At 61.2% G+C, this 19,698-nt stretch carries 19 protein-coding genes and 2 pseudogenes; 17 read left to right on the top strand and 4 right to left on the bottom strand.

Annotation, left to right across the window (positions count from 1 at the left end; translation table 11 throughout):
* The coding region (locus H0V34_11010) for a transketolase (protein ID MBA2492192.1) at positions 1-471 on the bottom strand (471 nt) is incomplete at its 3' end.
* An 82-nt stretch (positions 472-553) separates the two neighbouring features.
* On the bottom strand, positions 554-1,114 hold the full coding sequence (locus H0V34_11005) for a thioredoxin family protein (GenBank protein ID MBA2492191.1): 561 nt from the start codon (positions 1,112-1,114) through the stop codon (positions 554-556).
* A 413-nt stretch (positions 1,115-1,527) separates the two neighbouring features.
* On the opposite strand from H0V34_11005, the gene H0V34_11000 reads away from it, so the two are divergent.
* The 12 genes and pseudogenes from H0V34_11000 (at position 1,528) to H0V34_10945 (ending at position 12,914) form a co-directional block, all read left to right on the top strand.
* Complete coding sequence (locus H0V34_11000; protein MBA2492190.1) at positions 1,528-2,715, top strand: methionine adenosyltransferase; 1,188 nt, start codon at positions 1,528-1,530, stop codon at positions 2,713-2,715.
* A gap of 5 nt (positions 2,716-2,720) precedes the next feature.
* Positions 2,721-4,139: an adenosylhomocysteinase gene (locus tag H0V34_10995; protein MBA2492189.1), complete on the top strand. Its 1,419-nt coding sequence runs from the start codon at positions 2,721-2,723 to the stop codon at positions 4,137-4,139.
* Positions 4,140-4,241: 102 nt separating this feature from the next.
* Positions 4,242-5,129, top strand: a complete 888-nt coding sequence (metF, locus tag H0V34_10990) for a methylenetetrahydrofolate reductase [NAD(P)H] (protein ID MBA2492188.1) — start codon at positions 4,242-4,244, stop codon at positions 5,127-5,129.
* A gap of 41 nt (positions 5,130-5,170) precedes the next feature.
* Positions 5,171-5,896, top strand: a complete 726-nt coding sequence (locus H0V34_10985) for a 16S rRNA (uracil(1498)-N(3))-methyltransferase (GenBank protein MBA2492187.1) — start codon at positions 5,171-5,173, stop codon at positions 5,894-5,896.
* Between the two features lie 174 nt (positions 5,897-6,070).
* Positions 6,071-7,036 carry a glutathione synthase gene (gene gshB, locus H0V34_10980; protein MBA2492186.1) on the top strand — a complete coding sequence of 322 codons (966 nt, stop codon included), beginning with the start codon at positions 6,071-6,073 and terminating at the stop codon, positions 7,034-7,036.
* Between the two features lie 80 nt (positions 7,037-7,116).
* Positions 7,117-7,989 (top strand): annotated as a pseudogene (locus H0V34_10975) (TonB family protein).
* Between the two features lie 76 nt (positions 7,990-8,065).
* Positions 8,066-8,626 (top strand): YqgE/AlgH family protein, encoded by a 561-nt coding sequence (locus H0V34_10970; protein MBA2492185.1) that lies wholly within the window; start codon positions 8,066-8,068, stop codon positions 8,624-8,626.
* A gap of 45 nt (positions 8,627-8,671) precedes the next feature.
* Positions 8,672-9,169: a Holliday junction resolvase RuvX gene (ruvX, locus tag H0V34_10965; GenBank protein ID MBA2492184.1), complete on the top strand. Its 498-nt coding sequence runs from the start codon at positions 8,672-8,674 to the stop codon at positions 9,167-9,169.
* An 11-nt stretch (positions 9,170-9,180) separates the two neighbouring features.
* Positions 9,181-9,702 carry a bifunctional pyr operon transcriptional regulator/uracil phosphoribosyltransferase PyrR gene (gene pyrR / locus H0V34_10960; GenBank protein MBA2492183.1) on the top strand — a complete coding sequence of 174 codons (522 nt, stop codon included), beginning with the start codon at positions 9,181-9,183 and terminating at the stop codon, positions 9,700-9,702.
* 35 nt (positions 9,703-9,737) lie between these two features.
* Positions 9,738-10,706, top strand: a complete 969-nt coding sequence (locus H0V34_10955) for an aspartate carbamoyltransferase catalytic subunit (protein ID MBA2492182.1) — start codon at positions 9,738-9,740, stop codon at positions 10,704-10,706.
* Positions 10,703-12,010 (top strand): dihydroorotase, encoded by a 1,308-nt coding sequence (locus tag H0V34_10950; protein ID MBA2492181.1) that lies wholly within the window; start codon positions 10,703-10,705, stop codon positions 12,008-12,010. The genes H0V34_10955 and H0V34_10950 overlap by 4 nt, the downstream gene beginning before the upstream one ends.
* Complete coding sequence (locus H0V34_10945) at positions 12,003-12,914, top strand: dihydroorotate dehydrogenase electron transfer subunit (GenBank protein ID MBA2492180.1); 912 nt, start codon at positions 12,003-12,005, stop codon at positions 12,912-12,914. Before H0V34_10950 ends, H0V34_10945 begins: the two co-directional genes overlap by 8 nt.
* Positions 12,915-12,952: 38 nt before the next feature.
* Here the strand turns inward: H0V34_10945 and H0V34_10940 are convergent.
* Together H0V34_10940 and H0V34_10935 are read right to left on the bottom strand one after the other, a co-directional pair.
* Positions 12,953-14,134, bottom strand: a pseudogene (locus H0V34_10940) (PilT/PilU family type 4a pilus ATPase).
* A gap of 39 nt (positions 14,135-14,173) precedes the next feature.
* Positions 14,174-15,208 carry a type IV pilus twitching motility protein PilT gene (locus H0V34_10935; GenBank protein MBA2492179.1) on the bottom strand — a complete coding sequence of 345 codons (1,035 nt, stop codon included), beginning with the start codon at positions 15,206-15,208 and terminating at the stop codon, positions 14,174-14,176.
* A gap of 227 nt (positions 15,209-15,435) precedes the next feature.
* Between H0V34_10935 and H0V34_10930 the strand changes: the two genes are divergently transcribed.
* The 5 genes from H0V34_10930 to metW all read left to right on the top strand — a co-directional run bounded on the left by H0V34_10930 (position 15,436) and on the right by metW (position 19,489).
* Positions 15,436-16,158: a YggS family pyridoxal phosphate-dependent enzyme gene (locus H0V34_10930; GenBank protein MBA2492178.1), complete on the top strand. Its 723-nt coding sequence runs from the start codon at positions 15,436-15,438 to the stop codon at positions 16,156-16,158.
* A 49-nt stretch (positions 16,159-16,207) separates the two neighbouring features.
* Positions 16,208-17,044, top strand: a complete 837-nt coding sequence (locus H0V34_10925) for a pyrroline-5-carboxylate reductase (protein MBA2492177.1) — start codon at positions 16,208-16,210, stop codon at positions 17,042-17,044.
* Positions 17,041-17,595 (top strand): YggT family protein, encoded by a 555-nt coding sequence (locus H0V34_10920; protein ID MBA2492176.1) that lies wholly within the window; start codon positions 17,041-17,043, stop codon positions 17,593-17,595. The genes H0V34_10925 and H0V34_10920 overlap by 4 nt, the downstream gene beginning before the upstream one ends.
* A 137-nt stretch (positions 17,596-17,732) precedes the next feature.
* Positions 17,733-18,887, top strand: coding sequence for a homoserine O-acetyltransferase (locus H0V34_10915; protein MBA2492175.1), 1,155 nt, complete (start codon positions 17,733-17,735; stop codon positions 18,885-18,887).
* A complete protein-coding gene (gene metW, locus H0V34_10910) occupies positions 18,887-19,489 on the top strand; it encodes a methionine biosynthesis protein MetW (GenBank protein ID MBA2492174.1) in 603 nt (200 codons plus the stop codon). Before H0V34_10915 ends, metW begins: the two co-directional genes overlap by 1 nt.
* The last annotated feature ends 209 nt before the right edge of the window (positions 19,490-19,698 follow it).

Here is a 19,698-nt window from a genome sequence, read left to right as displayed (position 1 = left end):
ACAACCGTCGCCCATGAACACGTACGTATGATGATCGACGATGGTATGACCGGGACGATTGAAACGCGCCGCCAGCATGCTCTCGGCCAGCGCCATGCCCACCGCGTTGCTTAAGCCTTGCCCCAGCGGGCCGGTGGTAGTCTCCACGCCAGGTGTGATCCCGTATTCGGGGTGACCCGGCGTGCGCGAGTGCAACTGGCGGAATCGCTTGAGTTCTTCGATTGGCAGGTCGTAACCGGCCAGGTGCAGCAATGCGTACAGCAGCATCGACCCGTGCCCGTTGGAGACCACGAACCGGTCACGGTCGACCCAGGTGGGATCCGCCGGGTTATGCCGCAGAAAATCGTTCCACAACACCTCGGCAATATCGGCCATGCCCATCGGCATACCGGGATGCCCCGAACCGGCTCGTTGCACGGCGTCCATCGCGAGCGCGCGTATGGCGTTGGCGAGGGTGCGTCTGGATGGCATCGCGTTTTGCGGCAGGTTAAAATCCGGCATTGTGGCTCAGGCCATCATTCCCGGCAAGGCGCGCGTAGCGCGAGGCGGGCGCTTAACTCCCGGCGCGCCACTTGATCGAGCAACCCACGCTGGGGGTCTGCGCTTCCGGCCCGCGGCCTGTTTCCGCGACCTGCCGCATCGCCTCGAACAATTCGCGGCGTACATTATCCGGCGCGGCCTGTTTGCCGCTCGCATCCAGCCGGCCGCGGTATTGCAGTGCCAGCGCGGCGTTGTAACCGAAAAAGTCCGGCGTACATACAGCGCCATAGGCTTTCGCGACGGCCTGGCTGTCGTCCAGCAGATAGGGGAACGGGAAACTGAAATCGCGCGCGATTCGCCGCATGTTCTCGTATGAGTCTTCCGGGTAATCCGCGGGATCGTTGGACATGATCGCCACCGCGTTGACCCCGAGTGGTGAAAGCTCGCGCGCGTCGCGCACCAACCTCTCCCGCACGGCCTTGACGTAGGGACAATGATTGCAGATGAACATCACCAGCAGCCCGCGGGAGCCGCGACTGCGCGCGAGCGACCAGCGCTCGCCATCGACACCCAGCAGATCGAAATCGATCGCGGGCCTGCCAAAATCGCACACCGGGGTTTCCAGTTTCGCCATTGGTACCTCCTTCTAAAAGCCGACCCGTTACAGGATCGCCTTAGCTCTTGTAGGGTGGATTAAGGCGCATCGCGCCGCATGCACGGCGGTGGGTGAATACGCCCGCAACGCTTGCATGCGCTTGTCAACCGGGGCGGTGGCCTTGTCTGCGAGCTTCGCGCGCGGGATGCAATTCACGGCGTCATTGTTTATACTTCCAAACTTTTCCGGCGTTTCCCGCACCACCGGCGCCGAAAACACCGCTGTTCACGCGGCGATTTGTAGACACGCCTCCACCGGCTGCGTCGTTGTTGCTCCAGCTCCGATCATTCCTCGGCAAGAGCGCACACTCGAATTCGATGCTGACGTGCGTGCCCGCTAGAGTCAATCGCGGGCAGCATCGACCGTCACTTAATAAGACACTGGAACTCACCATGAGCAAAGCCTATCTATTCACCTCGGAGTCGGTCTCCGAGGGTCATCCAGACAAAATGTCCGATCAGATTTCCGATGCCATCGTCGACGCCATTGTCGCGCAGGACCCGAACGCACGCATTGCCTGTGAAACCCTCGTCAAGACCGGGATGGTCATGCTGGCGGGCGAACTGACCACGACTGCCATCGTTGAGTTCGAGGCGCTGGTGCGGGAGACGGTCAAGGCGATAGGCTACACCAGTTCCGACATGGGTTTCGACGCCACGACCTGCGCGGTTATCAACGCCCTGGGCAAACAGTCGCCGGACATCGCGCAAGGCGTGGATCGTCAGAAGAAAGAGGATCAGGGCGCGGGCGATCAGGGGCTGATGTTCGGCTACGCCAGCAGCGAGACCGATGTCCTGATGCCGGCGCCGATTACCTATGCGCACCGACTGGTCAAGCGTCAGTCCGAGGTGCGCAAGAACGGCAAGCTCAAGTGGCTGCGGCCAGACGCCAAGAGTCAGATCACCTTCCGCTACGAGAACCACGAGCCGGTCGGCGTGGACGCTCTGGTGCTCTCGACCCAGCACAGCCCGGAAATTTCACAGAAAGATCTCAAAGAAGCGGTGATGGAAGAAATCATCAAGCCGGTGGTGCCGCAGGAATGGCTTTCCCGGGATACCAAATACCACATCAATCCTACAGGCAAATTCGAGATCGGCGGACCCATGGGCGATTGCGGACTCACCGGGCGCAAAATCATCGTCGACACCTACGGCGGCATGGCGCGACATGGCGGCGTCGCGTTTTCCGGCAAGGACCCGTCCAAGGTCGACCGCTCGGCGGCCTACGCGGGGCGCTATGTGGCCAAGAATATCGTCGCCGCCGGACTTGCGTCCCGCTGCGAAATCCAGATTTCGTATGCGATCGGCGTAGCCGAACCGACCTCGGTCAGCGTAGACACGTTCGGTACCGGGCGCATCGACGACCGCAGGATTGAGCAACTGGTGCGCGCGCACTTTGACCTGCGTCCCTACGGCATCATCCAGATGCTGAACCTGTTGCATCCCATCTACCAGCCCACCGCGGCCTATGGCCACTTCGGGCGCGAAGAAGAATCTTTCACCTGGGAAAAAACCGACCGGGCCGCGGCGTTAAGCGAAGCCGCCGGCCTCAAACGAACCGCAGAAATGGCAGGAGCATAAACCTAATGAGTCAAACCGCAGAAGAACTACGCAACGATTTCGAGATTGCCGATATTTCGCTGGCTGCATGGGGCCGCAAGGAGATGAATATCGCCGAGACCGAGATGCCGGGTCTGATGGCGTTGCGCAAAAAGTATAAGGCGCAGCAGCCGCTTGCCGGCGCCCGCATCGCGGGTTCCCTGCACATGACCATTCAGACGGCGGTGTTGATCGAGACCTTGCGCTCCATGGGCGCCGACATCCGCTGGGCGTCGTGCAACATTTATTCGACGCAGGATCATGCCGCGGCGGCCATCGCTGACTCCGGCGTGCCGGTGTTCGCGTTCAAGGGCGAAAGCCTGGACGAGTACTGGGAGTTTACGCATCGTATTTTCGAATGGAGCGATGGGGGCGCGCCCAACATGATTCTGGACGACGGCGGCGACGCGACCATGCTGGTGACCCTGGGCGGCAAGGCGGAAAAGGACCCGTCCGTGCTGAACTCACCCAAAAGCGAAGAAGAACGCGCGCTGTATGCCGCCATTAAAAAGCGGCTGGACAGCAAGCCCGGCTGGTACAGCAAGCTGGGCAGGGCCATCCGCGGTGTGACCGAAGAGACTACAACCGGTGTGTTGCGCCTGTACGAGATGGAGAAAGCCGGCAGCATGCCGTTTCCCGCGATCAACGTCAACGACTCGGTCACCAAGTCCAAATTCGATAACCTGTATGGCTGCCGCGAATCGCTGGTGGACGGCATCAAGCGCGCTACCGACGTCATGATCGCCGGCAAGATCGCGCTGGTCGCCGGTTATGGCGACGTCGGCAAGGGCTGCGCGCAAAGCCTGCGGGCGCTGGGCGCCACCGTATGGGTCACCGAAATCGATCCTATCTGCGCCTTGCAGGCCGCGATGGAAGGCTTTCGCGTCGTCACCATGGAAGAGGCCGCGCCCAAGGCCGATCTGTTCGTCTCGGCCACCGGCAATTTCCACGTCATCACGCATGATCACATGCAGGCCATGAAGAATCAGGCCATAGTCTGCAACATCGGTCACTTCGACAACGAGATCGACGTCGCCGGACTGGAAGCGAAATGCCAGTGGGACAACATCAAGCCACAGGTCGATCACGTGATATTCCCCGATGGTAAACGCATCATTCTGCTGGCCAAGGGTCGGCTCGTGAATCTGGGCTGCGCCACGGGTCACCCGAGCTTCGTGATGTCGAACTCGTTCTCCAATCAGGTACTCGCGCAGATCGAGCTGTGGAACAACGAGGGTAACTACGAGAACAAGGTGTATATCCTGCCCAAGCACCTCGATGAGGAAGTCGCGCGCCTGCACCTCGGGCGTATTGGCGCCAATCTCACCGCGCTTACCGATGAACAGGCCAGGTACATCGGCGTGGACAAGCACGGGCCGTATAAGTCGGATCATTACCGGTACTAGCGGCACACCGCAGGCCTGGCCACGCAATAGCCGGGCCTGCGAATACCGGGAAGTACATCCTTAGCAGGAATTCGGCGTTCGCGACCTGAGGCGGAGACAGCGATGAAAACCCAGCAAGAATATCAGCGCGAATTCAGCTTCGAGTTTTTTCCGCCTAAAGATGAGGAAAGTGCAGCAAAGCTGCGTGTGACCCGCGACAAGCTCGCGACCCTCAAACCACGCTTTTTTTCGGTCACCTTCGGGGCGGGCGGCTCGACCCGCGACCGCACCCTGGACGCGGTGCTGGAAATCAAGAACCAATCCGGCATCGACGCGGCGCCACACATTTCCTGCATCGGTTCCACCCGCGAACAGCTTCGCGAGGTATTGCAGACCTACAAACAGAACGGCATCCGACATACCGTCGCCTTGCGCGGCGACATACCATCCGGCATGCACGGCGTCGGCGAATTGAACTACGCCAATGAGCTGGTGGAATTCATCCGCAAGGAAACGGGCGATCATTTCATCATCGAAGTCGCCGCCTACCCTGAATTTCATCCGCAGGCGCCCTCGGCGCGCGCCAACCTGGAACATTTCAAGCGCAAGGTGGACGCGGGCGCCGACGGCGCGATTACGCAATACTTCTACAACATCGACGCCTATCTGCGTTTTGTCGATGACTGCGAAGCCATGGGCATCGATCTTCCCATCGTGCCGGGCATCATGCCGATCATCAACTACAGCCAGCTGGCGCGTTTTTCCGAAGCCTGCGGTGCAGAGATACCACGCTGGATACGCAAGCGGCTGGAGGGCTTCGGCGATGATCGCGCGTCTATCCGCAAATTCGGCGTCGATGTCACCACCGAGCTTTGCGCCGAACTGCTGGAACGCGGCGCGCCCGGCCTGCACATCTACACGATGAATCTGGCCAAGCCGACCATTGCCGTCTGGGAAAACCTCGGCCTGCGCGCCCACGACGCGGACGGCGCGCGCAAGACCGGTTCCTGACCGGGACCCGACCGCGGTATCTGTCGGCGGGCGGCAGACGTATGCGCTTAACGCGGGTTTTCATCGACGCGCCGCTTCGTGCGGGCGAACTCATCGCCCTGAATCCGGGCGCTCATCACCATCTTGCACATGTTCTGCGGCTAAAAGCGGGCGGGCGCGTGATTGTATTCAACGGGCTGGGCAACGACTACGCGGCTACCTTACATCGCGTGACGCGCGGCGACAGCAGCGCGTTTATCGATGCGCCGATAGTCGTCGACCGCGAGTCCGCGCTTGAGATCGAACTGTGGCAGGGAATCTCCAGAGGCGCGCGCATGGATTACGTGCTGCAGAAGGCCGTCGAACTGGGGGTGGCGCGCGTACGACCGGTCGTGACGCGGTATACGTCGCCCAGCCGCGGCGGCTGGATTGCCAAGCTGGCACACTGGCGTGCGGTTATCGTCAGCGCCTGCGAACAAAGCGGCCGTACGCGCGTGCCGGAACTTTACGCACCACAGGCGTTGATAGAATGCACAGCACCCACAGACGCGGAAGTCAAACTGGCGCTGGACCCGGACGCACGCGATGGCTTTCGCGCGATCGCCCCGACGCCACGGCGCGCGATGCTCTTGATCGGCCCGGAAGGCGGTCTGGCGGACGACGAACTGGAATTCGCCCAGCGGCTGGGGTTTGTGCGCGTGCGCATGGGACCGCGCACCTTGCGCACCGAAACCGCCGGGGTCGCGGCGCTGGCGGCGGCGCAGGTTTTATGGGGGGACCTTGGTTGAGTTCCGCGGCTATAATCGTTGTGCGGAAAATCCCTGACCTGCGCGCTCCGCGGCCAGAGTATTTATCCAGACTTGACGCGTGGACACTGCCTTAACCAATACCGTACGCCCGCTGCCGCGGCATTCTAACCGCGCGCGAAAGAACGTGCGCTACCGGCGACTGTCGCTGATGTGATGAACCTGAATCTCGCCGTGTTAATGGACCCGATCGGGTCAATCAACATCAAAAAGGACACCACATTCGCCATGCTGCTGGAGGCGCAGGCCAGAGGCTGGACGATTTTGTACCTAGAGCAAACGGACATTTACCTGGCGGACGGCGTTGCTCGTGCCCGCCTGCGACGACTGACCGTTCGCGATGATCCGGCAGGGTGGTACACGCTGACCGAGGCCGGGGACAGCAGCCTGGCCCACGTGGACGTAATCCTGATGCGCAAGGATCCGCCGTTCAATATCGAATACATCTACACCACGTACATGCTGGAGCGGGCCGCCACCGAGGGCGTGCTGGTGGTCAACCGCCCGGATTCACTGCGCGACGCCAACGAAAAACTGTTTACCGCGTGGTTTCCGCAGTGCTGCGCGCCAACCGTGGTTAGCCGGGAGCGCGCGTGTCTAAAGGCGTTTCTGGAGGAGCGACAAGACATCGTCGTCAAGCCGCTGGATGGCATGGGCGGCGAATCGGTATTTCGGATTACCAAAGGCGACCCCAACACCAACGTGATTCTGGAAACGCTGACGCAGCGGGATCGGCGGGCGACCATCGCGCAGCGCTTCATCCCGGAATACGTCGAGGGCGACAAGCGCATTCTGCTGATAGACGGAGAACCGATTCCCTACGCGCTGGCGCGCATTCCTGCAAAAGGCGAAGCGCGCGCGAATCTGGCTGTGGGCGGTGTGGGCAGGGGTTTTGCCTTATCGGATCGCGACCGGTGGATCTGCGCGCAGGTCGGCCCGGTATTGCGCGAAAAAGGGCTATTGTTCGTGGGACTGGACGTGATCGGCGAATTCTTAACCGAGATCAACGTCACCAGCCCGACCTGCGTACGCGAATTGGACGCGTTATATGGACTCAACATCAGCGCGCAGATCATGGATGCGGTGGCGGCGCGCGTCGCCGAACATCGCGCGCCTCTGTAAACCGGACTCGCGGCACCGTAATCTCCTATGCGGACAAAATGTCGGCTGGCGCTTATCGATACCTCACGCATCCCGGTTTGATGACTCGTTTGGAAACGGAAGCCCCGCTTCGTGCCGCCACGATAACTTCCACCGGCAGACTCGGCATGACCTTGGTTCTGGCAGCTACCGTGCATGGGATCGTGATTCTGGGCGTCAGTTTCGATGCCGATCATAAAGACCGCAAGCCCCATTCTTCACTGGACGTCGTGCTCGTGCGAACATCCTCTCAAATGGCGCCCGCACAGGCCGACAGTATCGCAGCGGCCAACAGCCAGGCCAGCGGGTCGGTGCATGCGGCGCTGAGGCCTTCGAGTCCGGCACCTGGTTCTGCCGTCACGCCGTCCGAAGATCAGGCGATCGCGGCGTCGCCCCCGGCGTCTCCAGAGCCTCGGCTGGTGACTCAGATGCAGGCTCGAACGGCCGTCCCGCAAGAACAACAACAACGGCCGCGGGAGCCATGCAGGCACGGCGAGGCGGAAGCTAGGAAGCAGGCCGAGCTTGAGCGCCTCAACTTCCAGTTGTCAGAAGATGTACAACGCTACGCGCAGCGTCCGCGCGTAAACTATATTGACACCTTGGGTGCCACGACCGCACCAGAAGCGGCCTAAGTCAGGGCATGGGTGGACAAGGTCGAGCGCGTGGGTAATCTGCATTATCCTGACGACGCGCGCCGTCGCGCGCTCAGCGGCAGCCTGATTCTGCATGTGTTGCTGAGCAGTGAAGGGGACATCATCGATGTGTTCGTGGGTTCGCCATCCGGTCAGCAGGTGCTGGACGACGCGGCGCGGGGCATCGTCGAACTCGCGTCCCCTTTCTTGCCGTTTTCTTATGCAATGCGCGCGCAGTACGATCAATTGATGCTGACCCGCACATGGATATTTGCGTCGCAAGGCGGGATCAACACGCGCTAGGCGAGAGGGGCAAGCGAATTCACGCCGGCCGCCAACCCCTTGTCTGAAATTCCCGCAGGCCGGATACTAGCGATCCATGACCTTGGCGCGATTCACGAATCAGCTCCTGATCGCCATGCCTTCCCTGGCGGACGCGAACTTTTCCCGTACCGTTACGTTGATCTGCGAGCATAACGAGCACGGCGCCTTGGGAGTCGTCGTCAACCGGCCCACCGAAGTGCGTCTTGGCGCACTGTTCGAACATCTCGACATTGTCACAGACAACGAGCACGTGGCGGACGCGCTGGTTTACGCCGGCGGCCCCGTGCAGCTCGATCGCGGCTTTATCCTGCACACACCGCCGGGCGCGTGGGAATCCACCCTGACGATCGAAACCGACCTGGGGCTTACGAGTTCGCTCGATATCCTTGCCGCCCTGGCGGCGGGGGACGGTCCTGAGCGGAGTCTGGTTGCGCTGGGCTATGCGGGCTGGGGTGCCGGTCAGCTGGAGCGCGAAATCGCCGACAATGCCTGGTTAACGGTGCCTGCCGATACAACCATACTGTTCGAACTGCCCGCCGAACAACGCTGGCAGGCGGCCGCGCGCAAGCTGGGCGTGGATCTTGGTCTGATTGCCGGACACGCCGGGCATGCCTGACGCGACAGTCACGCGCGGGCGCGAATCCATTGCTCGCAACAAGACGTGAGCCTGATCGAAGCCGTCGCGCGCCCGCTTGTCGTTCTGGGTTTTGATTACGGTTTGCGCCGCATCGGTGTCGCGGTCGGACAGATGATCACCGGCACCGCCACGCCGCTAGAGACCCTGGAGCAGCACGCCGGCAAAATCGACTGGGACGGTATCGAGGCGCAGGTCAATGCCTGGAATCCCGATGCCTTCGTGGTCGGATTGCCCGGTGGCCCACCGGATGCGGCGCGTGAACTGAAGACTGCTATCGGTGACTTCCGGCGCGCGCTCGCAGCGCGCTTCGAAAGACCGACGCATACGATTGATGAAGCCTACACGTCGATCGAGGCGTATCACCACATCAAAACGAATCGTCAAAACGCAAGAGCGCACCGACGCGCAAACCCGGGAAGCGTGCATCCTGAGCGCATGAACAAGGGCGCGATCGACAAGGTGGCCGCCGCAATTCTGCTCGAGGCATGGATGACGGACGCGCGTTCGCGCCAGCGTCCGTAACGCGGCATTCCATGGATTTGCAAGTCAACGGGCTGCTGGCCGCGATGAGCGAAGACTTGAAGCGCCTCACCCGCGACCGCGGCATAGAGCGGCCTATAATGATCGGAATTCATACGGGTGGTGCATGGATCGCGCAGCGCCTGCATGATCTATTGAATTTTGAGGAACCGCTGGGCCTCCTGGATATCTCGTTTTACCGCGATGATTTCAGCCGCATCGGCGTCAATCCTCGAGTCAAACCGTCTAGCCTGCCGTTGAGCGTGGACGACCGGCATATCATTCTGGTCGACGACGTGCTGTTTACCGGGCGCACCATTCGCGCAGCGCTGAACGAGATATTCGATTACGGACGACCCGCGTCCGTCACTCTGGCCGTACTCATTGAGCGCGACGGGCGTGAGTTGCCGATCGAGGCCAGTGTGGTCGGACACAGGCTCAAGCTCGCCTCTCACCAGCACGTCAAGCTTGGCGGTCCCGACCCGCTGAATTTAAGGATCGTGGACACAAACAGCGGGGGATACGCGCCACCGTGAGCGGCGAACTGGCGGCCACGCCCTTGTCGAGCGCGCTGCCGGTCAGCCTGCAATTGTCCTCCGACGGCAGGCTGCGACACTTTCTAACCATCGAGGGCCTATCGCGCGCACTGCTGACCGAGATACTGGACACCGCCGAATCGTTCGCGGGGGTCAAGGATCAGACGGTCAAGAAAGTGCCCCTGCTGCGCGGCAAAACAATCGTCAATCTGTTTTTCGAAGCCAGCACGCGCACGCGCACCACGTTCGAGCTGGCGGCGAAGCGCCTTTCCGCCGACGTGCTCAACGTCAACATCACCGACACCTCCACGATCAAGGGCGAGAGTCTGCTGGACACCTTGCGCAACTTGGAGGCGATGTATACCGACATGTTCGTGGTGCGCCACGCCGACAGCGGCGCCGCGCAGTTCATCGCGCGCCACGTGGCGCCGCATATCAGCGTGATCAACGCCGGCGACGGTCGCCACGCGCATCCCACTCAGGCCATGCTGGACATATTCACGATCCGGCGTTACAAGCCCGAGTTTGGCGATCTCAAGGTCGCCATCGTGGGCGACATCATGCATTCGAGAGTGGCGCGCTCGCAGATCCATGCGCTCAACACCATGGGGACCGGAGAGGTGCGCGTGGTAGGGCCAAAGACTCTGATCCCCGCCGATGTTCAAGGCCTGGGTGTACGCGTGTTTCACGACATGTCCGACGGCTTGCGTGATGCCGACGTAGTGATCACGCTGCGGCTGCAAAAAGAGCGTATGCGCGGCGCGCTGCTGCCGAGCGAGCATGAGTACTTTCAGCTATACGGTCTGACCGAAGCGCGCCTGCAAGTCGCGAAACCGGACGTCATCGTAATGCATCCGGGACCCATCAATCGCGGCGTGGAAATCGCCTCCGAAGTCGCGGACGGCGCGCGCTCGGTAATTCTCCAGCAGGTGACTTATGGCATTGCCATACGCATGGCGGTGATGGCTATGGCGGTAGGGGCGCGCGCCAGCGCTCGACGATGACCTTGCGGATTATCCAGGGTCGCGTTATCGATCCGGCCAGTGGTATCGATCGGATTACGGATTTGTTCGTGGTCAACGGCAAGGTCGCGGGACTGGACACCGCCCCACCCGGCTTCGTACCCGACCGCGAACTGAACGCGCAAGGGCGACTGGTGATGCCGGGCCTGGTAGACCTTGCCGCGCGGCTGCGCGAGCCGGGCCAAGAGCACAAGGCCACCATCGCATCCGAAACATACGCCGCGGCCGCCGGCGGTATTACCAGCCTTTGCTTGCCGCCGGATACCAGCCCGGTGGTCGATTCTCCCGCGGAAGTGGAACTGATTCAGCAACGCGCGCAGGCAGCCGGCTACTGCCGCGTGTACAACCTTGGCGCGCTGACCGCCGGGCTTGGCGGACAGATTTTGAGCGAAATGGCGGCTCTGAAGCGCGCTGGCTGCGTCGGCGTGAGCAACGCGCTACAGCCGATGGCCAATACCCTGGTATTACGGCGCGCGATGGAATACGCGGCCAGCCAGTCGCTGACCGTGTTTTTGCATCCCTTCGATCACGCGCTGGCGAATCAGGGCTGTGCGCACGAAGGGGCGGTTGCGACCCGCCTCGGATTGCCCGGCATTCCCACCGCCGCGGAAACAGCGGCCATGGGACAGCTTCTCGCTCTGGTGGAGCAAACCGGCGTGCGCGCACATTTTTGCCGTCTGTCCTGCACGCGCGCCGTCAGCATGTTCGCCCGCGCGCGGTACGATGGCCTGCCGGTTACCGCGGATGTATGCGCGCATCAACTGTTTCTTACCGAAAACGATATCGGGAACTTCGACGCCCTTTACCATACTCTGCCCCCGTTGCGCACCGCGGGCGACATGCAGAGCCTGCGTCAAGCTGTAACGCGCGGCTCGGTCACCGCGATCTGCTCCGACCATCAACCGCACGAAACCGACGCCAAGCAGGCGCCGTTTCCGTCCACCGAACCCGGCATCGCGGGGCTGGAAACGCTACTGCCTCTGACCATGCGGCTGGTGGCATCGAATGTTTTGTCGTTGACCCAGGCAGTGGCGTATTTAACCGTCGCGCCGGCGGCCGTCATGGGCATAGCCGCGGGCAGCTTACATGTCGGCAGCGCTGCCGATATCTGTATTTTCGATCCCGACGCGCAGTGGACATTGTCGCCGGAACACCTTAACAGCCGCGGCAGGAATACACCTTTCGGCGGGCAACCCTTCACCGGCCGCGTTAGCCACACGTTGCTGGGCGGCGAGGTCGTATACGAGTACAAGCATGAGGTGAGTTCTCAGTTACGCGATGAGTAGCAACACCACTTCAGCGCCGAAAGCGCACCGCGGCAGCATCATGATCGAAGATGCCCGAATTCTTGAGCACCGGGCGCATCCCGGCGGGCAATATATCCTGCGTCTGCACGCGCCGAAGTGCGCCGCGCGTGCACAGCCGGGTCAGTTCGTGCATTTGCAGTGCGATCCGGGATTGCTCATGCGCCGCCCGTTTTCGATCATGCGCGCGTCCGCGGCGCAGGGCTGGATCGATATTTTCTACAAGATCCTGGGTCAAGGCACACGGCTTCTGGCGCGCCGCGCCGCGGGCGAGATACTGAGTGTGATGGGACCCATCGGCGAGCCATTCAAGCCACGTCGGGAGCGGCCGCGGGCGCTGCTGCTGGGCGGCGGCGTAGGCATGCCGCCGATGATCTTCCTCGCCGAGCATTTACGGCGCGACAGCGATTTCGTGCCGCTGGCGATGCTCGGCTCAGAGTTGCCGTTTCCGTTCAAGCCACGACCATCGCGGTTGATGGCATCCGGCATGCCGGACGGCGTTATCGCCGCGATGCCGTTGCTGGACGACTGGGGCATCCCGTCGCGTCTCACGAGTCAGCAAGGCTTTGCGGGTTGTTTCGACGGCTTGATTACCGAGCTCGCGACAATCTGGATCGAAGCGCTGAGCGCCGAGGAGCGCGCAAGAGTGGAACTTTTCGCCTGTGGACCGCCGGGCATGCTTAAGGCGGTGGCAATGCTTGCGCGTGAATATCGCCTGCCGGCGCGAGTGTCACTCGAAGAGTATATGGCCTGCGCGGTGGGTGGATGCGCGGGCTGTACGGTGGAGGTGCAAACCCACCATGGGTCAGCCATGAAGCGCGTGTGCGTGGACGGCCCGGTGTTCGATGCGCAAGCCGTATTTCCCGATCCATACGCTGCCGTCTAATCGGCGCCTTCGCCGCAAGTTTTGGACATGTGTGATGTTCATGCCTGCGTACCCGAGCCGACGACCCCGGATTCTTCGGGCTTTTCTTCCAGCAGCAAATCATCCAGGCTGTCGGGCAACGATGCCTTTTTCGCGTCTTTGCCCTGAAGCTTGATGCGCAAGCGCAAATCGTTCACCGAATCCGCGTTGCGCAAAGCGTCTTCGTAAGTAATCAGCCCCTCTTGCAGAAGCTGGAACAGATGCTGATCGAACGTCTGCATGCCGACTTCATTGGAGCGCGCGATCAGCGTCTTCATCTCATGAACTTCGCCCTTGAAGATGAGATCGGCCATCAGCGGCGTATTGAGCATGATCTCGATACCGGGCACGCGACCTGGGCCGCCGGTCTTTGGTAACAACCGCTGCGAGATCACCGCCTTAAGGTTAAGCGACAAGTCCATTAATAGCTGCGCGCGGCGCTCGTCGGGAAAGAAATTGATGATGCGATCCAGCGCCTGGTTGGTACTGTTCGCATGCAGGGTGGAAAGGCACAAATGCCCGGTCTCGGCGAACGCGATGGCGTGCTGCATGGTTTCGCGGTCGCGAATTTCGCCGATGAGTATAACGTCGGGCGCCTGGCGCAAGGTGTTCTTGAGCGCGATCTCGTAGCTTTCCGTGTCCACGCCTACTTCGCGCTGCGTGACCACGCAACCCTTGTGCGCATGCATGAACTCGATGGGATCCTCGATGGTGACGATATGGCCCTGGCTGTTCTCGTTGCGGTAGCCGATCATGGCGGCCAGCGAAGTGGACTTGCCCGACCCCGTGCCGCCCACGAACATCACCAGGCCGCGTTTGGTCATGGACACTTCTTTGAGCACCGGCGGGAGACTAAGCTTCTCCAGTGCGTGGATCTCGGTCTTGATGATACGCTATACCATGCCGGCGCTGCCGCGCTGGTTAAAGGCATTAACGCGAAAACGCGAGACCCCCGAGAGGCTGATGGCGAAATTGCATTCCTGTGATTGATCGAATTCGCCGACCTGCCGATCGTTCATCATCGAGCGTACCAGCATGTGTGTGTGCCCGGGCGCCAGGGGCTGATTGGTCATTCGCGTCATGTTGCCATCGACTTTCATCGACGGCGGCGCGCCGACGGTGATAAACATATCGGAACCGTTCTTGCTGTGCATGGTGCGCAACAGATCGTGCATGAAACGTATGGCCTTGTCGCGATCCATTAGCTGACACTCTTGGCCGCGGATCTCTTGCTCGCCACGCTAAAAACTGTCTTTGTTGGCGGCTTTCCGGCGCGCCTCTTCCTTGGTCACAAGGCCGCGCGCGGTGAGATCTTTCAGATCCTGATCCAGCGTTTTCATGCCCACACCGTGACTGGTCTGTATCGCGGAGTACATCTGCGGGATTTTGTCTTCGCGGATGAGATTACGGATCGCCGGCGTGCCAATCATGATTTCATGCGCGGCCACGCGGCCACCGCCGGTCTTCTTGCACAAGGTCTGAGAGATCACTGCGCGCAGCGATTCGGACAGCATCGATCGCACCATGGACTTTTCCGCCGCCGGGAACACGTCGACGATACGATCAATGGTCTTGGCGGCCGAGCTGGTGTGCAAGGTGCCGAATACGAGATGGCCGGTCTCCGCGGCGGTCAGCGCGAGGCGTATCGTCTCCAGATCGCGCATTTCGCCGACCAGAATAGTGTCCGGATCCTCGCGCAATGCGGATCTCAGCGCCTGGTTGAAGCCCTGCGTATCGCGATGCACTTCGCGCTGATTAATCAGGCATTTCTTGCTGTCATGCACGAATTCGATGGGGTCCTCAATGGTCAGAATGTGGCCGTACTCGATCTCGTTCTTGTGGTTGACCATGGCGGCCAGGGTGGTGGATTTGCCCGGACCGGTCGGCCCTGTCACCAGCACGAGACCGCGCGGATACGCGGAGATATCCGCGAAAATACCGGGACACCCCAGCTGTTCCAGGGTTAGAATTTTGGTCGGGATGGTACGGAATACCGCGCCCGCGCCACGATTCTGATTGAAGGCGTTGACACGGAAGCGGGCCAGGGCCGGTATTTCGAACGAGAAGTCGGTCTCCATGAACTCCTCGTAGGCCTTGCGCTGCTTGTCATTCATGATGTCGTAAATCATTTCGTGCACGTCTTTGTGCTGCATGGCGGGCACATTGATCCGGCGTACATCGCCGTCCACACGTATCATGGGCGGCAGGCCGGCAGACAGATGTAGATCCGACGCGCCGTTTTTAACTCTGAAAGCAAGCAGTTGCGCGATATCCATCGAGTCTACTATGGCGTGTATCAGTGATCTGAGCGCATGCGTGCTGGCGTTATGGACACCGATATTGCAGAGCCCCGAACATTGAATGAACGATAAATGGTAACAACACGCCGACGATGGACTCACGGGAAATCGACGGAGCGGGCGTTTGGAACGACTAAAGGTCGCCATGAACGCGCGCGCTCAACGATCGATTGCGCCACAACACCTCTGAGTTTGCATTTTGAATGCCGCCCAAGCTGACCTCATCGACCGGGCTGTGCGAACGCCTCGCGCGCGTGCGGGAACGAGTCGCGCGCGCGGAACGGCGGTACGGCCGCGAGCCTGGCAGTGTGGTGTTGATCGCGGCCAGCAAGGGCCAGACCAGTGAACGCATCAAAGCCGCCGTTGAATGCGGACAACGTGCCTTCGGTGAGAATTATCTGCAGGAAGCGGCGCCGAAAATCGAACAGCACGGCAGTCGGCAAACGGAACTGAGCTGGCATTACATCGGCCCCCTGCAAACCAACAAGACTGCCCGGGTCGCGAGATTGTTCGAGTGGGTGCATAGCGTGGATCGCGCCAAGGTCGCGACGAGGCTCAGTGTCCAGCGTCCCGCCGAATTGGGGCCGTTGAACATCTGTCTGCAAGTCAACATCGATCGCGAACCCGGCAAGGCAGGCGTGCTCGTGGACCATCTGCCGGCGCTGGCGGAACACGTCGCGAGGCTGCAAAACATTAAGCTGCGCGGTCTCATGGCAATCCCGGCGGCGACGGGAGATTTCCACCGTCAACGCAACCGCTTTGCGGCGCTGCGCGCGGCCCTGGAAGGTCTAACCCGCCGTGACCATGACATCGCGGATCTGTCGATGGGCATGAGCGCTGATCTTGAAGCCGCCATCGCGGAAGGCGCCACGATGGTAAGAGTCGGCACCGCGATCTTCGGCCCCAGATCGTCTGCTCGCGGCTAAAACCGGCGCGCCGGGACGTGTATCATTGCCGGCCATGACCGCTACCAGCATGACTGACCCCACGATTGCGTTTATCGGCGGCGGCAATATGGCCCGTGCGCTGATCAGTGGTCTTATCATAGATGGCTGGCCGCCCGAGCGCCTGTGGGTCTCCGATCCAGACCCGCATCAGCGGCGACTGCTGGCTCGCGACTACAGCCTGCCCAACATTACGGACCTCAACGCACAGGCCGCGGCTCAAGCCGACGTCCTGCTGTTCGCGGTGAAGCCGCAAATGCTGCGAGCCGTTGCCGAATCCCTGGCTGACGGCGTGCAGTCGCGCAAGCCGCTGGTCGTGTCGATCGCCGCCGGGATTCGCGCGGTCGCACTGGAACGCTGGCTGGGCGGCGGGCTGGCTGTCGTGCGCTGCATGCCGAATACCCCGGCGCTGGTGCAGTGCGCGGCAACGGGCCTCTACGCCAATCCGCGCACGGACGCGCCACAGCGCGCGCTGGCGGAGCGGATCCTGCGGTCCGTAGGGATCGCCATGTGGGTGGAGAACGAGACGCTGATCGACGTCGTCACAGCGTTATCCGGTAGCGGACCCGCGTATTTTCTGCTGGTGATGGAAGCTATGGAGCAAGCGGGCGTGCAACTGGGTCTTGCGCCAGAAATCGCGCGACGGCTGACACAGCAAACCGCACTGGGCGCCGCCAGCATGGCGCTTGCGGGTAATGAGGCGCCGGCCGCCTTGCGCGCCCGCGTCACCTCCAGGGGCGGCACTACCGAAAAGGGCATCGAGGCGCTTGAGCGCGGAGAATTGCATCGACATTTCGAGGGCGCCGTCACCGCGGCGTTCCGGCGGGCGCAGGAACTGGCGCAAGAATTCGCGGAGGATCAGGCATGAATGACGTGGCGAGCAACGTCTCGGCATTTCTCGTACATACGCTGTTTACGCTTTATATCGCCGCGTTGATGCTGCGCATGCTGCTGGCGCTGGTCAGGGCGGACTTTTACAACCCGCTCTCGCAGTTTCTGGTGACCGTCACCAACCCGGGGCTGATCCCGGTGCGACGCGTCATCCCCAGTATCGGCCGCGTGGATACGGCATCGGTGTTGTTGATGCTGGTGCTGAAGATGCTGGAACTGACCCTGCTGGCGATGATTGCCGGCGGTACACCGAGCTTGCCGGGTTTGTTTGTAATCGCGGTGCTGCAGCTCGCCGAACTGTTGATCCAGATCTTCATTTTCGCACTGATCGTGCAAGCTATCATCAGCTGGGTCGCGCCCTCGCAGGCTTACGAGAACCCGGCGGTATCGATTCTGCGCGACCTTACGCGGCCGCTGTTGCGGCCGGTACAGCGCGTGCTGCCGGCGATCGGCATGGTCGACCTGTCACCAATGGTGATCATCATAGGCCTTTATGTGTTGCTTATCGTCCTGCGCTCGCTGTACTGACCGGCGCGCAGTTGCGGCCGGTCAAGTTTGCCGGACGCGAATTCATTCCACGAGGTTCATTCCGTTATGCAGCTTACTCGACGCGTTCAATAGCGATACACTACCCGGCCGCCTCGACACAACCCCGCGCTGCATGCATGTCTGTCAGTCATCCCGCTGATTCGGTGGGCCTGGTCACACCTCAATCCCTGCATTTCAGTGAATCGCTGGCGCTGGACTGTGGGCGGGAACTGAATCAGTTCGATCTCGCCTACGAGGCTTATGGCACCCTCAACGCGGATCGTTCCAACGCGGTACTGGTGTGTCACGCCCTGTCGGGAGATCAGCACGCGGCCGGCTTCCACACCGGATCGGATCGCAAACCGGGCTGGTGGGACAGCTGCATCGGTCCGGGCAAACCGTTCGACACCGATAAATTCTTCGTCGTGTGTCCCAACAATCTGGGCGGCTGCCGGGGATCCACCGGCCCCAGCAGCGTCAATCCGGCGACCGGCAAATACTATGGCGCCGATTTCCCGGTGGTAACGGTTAAGGACTGGGTGCGCGAGCAGGCGCGCTTCGCGGACGCGCTTGGAATACAGCGATGGGCGGCGGTGGTCGGCGGCTCGCTGGGCGGCATGCAGGCCATGCAGTGGGCGATCGATTACCCGGAGCGCATTCGCCACGCGGTGGTGATCGCCGCGGCGGCGCGGCTCTCCGCGCAAAATATCGCGTTCAACGAAGTCGCGCGCCGGGCGATTTATACCGATCCCGATTTTCACGGCGGGGATTACTACGATCATGACACGGTGCCCGCGCGCGGCCTGATGCTGGCGCGAATGATCGGGCATATCACGTATCTCTCCGACGACGCCATGCGCGCCAAATTCGGCCGTGAGCTGCACGAAGGCAAACTGAATTTCGGTTACGACGTTGATTTTCAGGTCGAGAGTTATCTGCGTCATCAGGGCCAGTCGTTCGTCGACCGCTTTGACGCCAACAGTTACCTGCTGATGACCAAGGTACTGGATTATTTCGATCCGGCCGCCGACTACAATAACAGTCTCGCCGAGGCTTTCGCCCGCGCCAGGGCGCGCTTTCTGGTGATTTCGTTCACCGGTGACTGGCGTTTCGCGCCGGCGCGCTCGCGCGAGATCGCGCGCGCACTGCTGGATGCCGACCGGCAGGTGACCTACACCGTCATCGAGGCCAATCAGGGTCATGACGCTTTTCTGATGCCGATTCCGCAGTATCTCAGGGTGCTGGGCACCTATATGCGGCGTGTAGCGAAGGAACTGGAAGCGCCGCGCTGATGCGTCCGGACCTGGAGATCATCACCGAATGGATCCTGCCCGGCACGCGCGTGCTGGATCTCGGCTGTGGTGATGGGACATTACTCGAACATTTGGGCAAAACGCGTCAGGTGACCGGTTACGGCCTCGAGATCGACGACGACAACATCACACGCTGCGTCGAGCGCGGCGTGCAAGTCATCAAGACGGATCTGGACGCCGGCCTCGCCGACTTCTTCGACGAAGACTCGTTCGATTACGTGGTCATGACGCAGACCTTACAGGCGGTGCATTACCCCGCCAGCCTGCTGGACGAAATGCTGAGAGTCGGCCGCGAAGGCATCGTCACGTTTCCCAATATCGGCCACTGGCAGAGCCGCCTGCATCTCGCTCTTGGCGGACGCATGCCGATCACTCGCGCGCTGCCTAGCGACTGGTACGACACACCCAATATTCATTTATGCTCCTTACGGGATTTCGAGGATTTGTGTCGGCGGCAGAAGATTGCGATCCTGGAGCGGACCGCGGTGGACTACGAACACCGCACGAGTATCGGGATTCGTCTGCTGCCCAACCTGCTGGGAGAGATCGCGCTATATCGTTTTTGTCGCCGATCCGGCTGACCAGCGCTTTACATTAAGCGTTGCACGGAACAGAAACCTTGTCAGCCGTTGCGGTACAACTTAAGATTGGGTGGTCTCAAGGTTCTAGTGCAACGCCTATGATGGTGAGACCGGAGGTGTTGCATGGCAAGGTATACGAGATTGACGCGGTCGGAGCGGGAGGAGTTGAGTCTGCGTTTGTCATGGGGTTGGCGTTACCGGCAGATTGC

The sequence above is a fragment of the Gammaproteobacteria bacterium genome (genome assembly GCA_013696315.1).
Classification (GTDB): domain Bacteria; phylum Pseudomonadota; class Gammaproteobacteria; order JACCYU01; family JACCYU01; genus JACCYU01.
Note: the sequence above shows the minus strand (reverse complement) of the source record. Positions and strands in the feature narration are given on the sequence as shown.